The sequence below is a fragment of the Streptomyces sp. NPDC031479 genome (assembly GCF_055581065.1).
Genome location: NZ_JBVIKC010000108.1, coordinates 1 through 1390, shown reverse-complemented (window position 1 = coordinate 1390; position 1390 = coordinate 1). Strand labels below are relative to the sequence as shown.

Genomic DNA, 1390 nt, shown 5'->3' with positions numbered 1-1390 from the left:
CTAGTAGTGCTTTGTTAGCCGGTCTTGTCACCTTGGGTGTTCGGTAGTTCGCTGGCGGTATGAGGGCTGGGGAGCTTGCGATGGTGCGGGGCCGGTTGGAGGAGTTCTCTTCCGAGGTGTTCGTGCCATTGGTACGGCGGGACTGGCTGGAGAAGGGCCGGCTCTATCTGCGGGGCCTGTTGCTGGACGGCCGACGTAAGTCGATGCAGCCGATGGCTGAACGCCTGGGTGTCGATCACCAGCGGCTGCAGCAGTTCATGACGTCCTCGACCTGGTCGGTCGATCAGGTGCGGGCCCGGCTGGCGTGGCGGGCCGTGCGGGTGGTCCGCCCGCAGGTGTGGGTGGTGGACGATACCGGCTTCCCCAAGGACGGCACCGCCTCACCCGGGGTGGCCCGGCAGTACTCGGGCACCCTGGGCAAGGTCGGCAACTGCCAGATCGGAGTCAGTGTCCACGCCGCCACGGACACGGCGTCGTGCCCGCTGTCCTGGCGGTTGTTCCTGCCGCAGTCGTGGGACGGACCCGAAGCGGAGGCACGCCGGACCGCCTGCCGGATCCCCGAGAGCGAGCACCACCGCCCGAAGTGGCAGCTGGCGCTGGACATGCTGGACGAGCTGTCCGGGATCGGCCTGCGGCCCGCCGTGCTGGTCGCGGACACCGGCTACGGCGCGAACGCCGACTTCCGCCACGGCCTGGAAGACCGCCGCCTGGCCTATGTCTTGCAGGTCAAGGCCGAGATGACCGCGCATGGCGAGGAAGCGGTGCCGCATCAGCCCACCTACTCGGGGCTCGGCCCCAGGCCTCTGCCCCGCTACCGCACCCGGCCGCTCTCCTTACGCGAGCACGTGCTGGCCGCCGGACGCCGCCAGGGCCGGGCCGTGGCTTGGCGCAAGGGCTCGAAAGCGGCGATGAGCTCGCACTTCGTACTGCTGCGGGTCCGCCTCGCGGGGCGGCGGCCCAAGCCTGCCGAGGACGGCACGATCCCGCTGGTCTGGCTGATCGCGCAGTGGCCCGAGGGTGAGGCCGAGCCGGTGAAGTACTGGATCTCGAACCTGCCCGCGGACATTCCCGCGAAGGACCTGGTCCGGCTCGCGAAGTCTCGCTGGCGGATCGAGCACGACTACCGCGAACTGAAAACCTGCCTCGGGCTGGACCACTTCGAGGGCCGCTCTTTCAACGGCTGGCACAGGCACGTCACCCTCGTCACCGCCGCCCACCTGTTCCTGACCGAGCAGCGGACCTGCCCAAAAGCCCCTGCCAGGGCCTGACCCTCTACCAGGCCCTGGACCTCCTCCAACACCTGCTGGCCACCTTGACCGGAACCTGCCCCACCTGCCGGCAAACCGTCCCATGGCAGCCCTACGACACCACCTAACAAAGCCCTACTAGT

General features: G+C 68.8%; 1 protein-coding gene. It reads left to right on the top strand.

Features of this window, described 5'->3' with window-relative positions:
• The first annotated feature begins 59 nt into the window (after positions 1 to 59).
• Positions 60 to 1268 carry an IS701 family transposase gene (locus ACZ5D2_RS40875; protein WP_371678654.1) on the top strand — a complete coding sequence of 403 codons (1209 nt, stop codon included), beginning with the start codon at positions 60 to 62 and terminating at the stop codon, positions 1266 to 1268.
• Positions 1269 to 1390 lie beyond the last annotated feature (122 nt).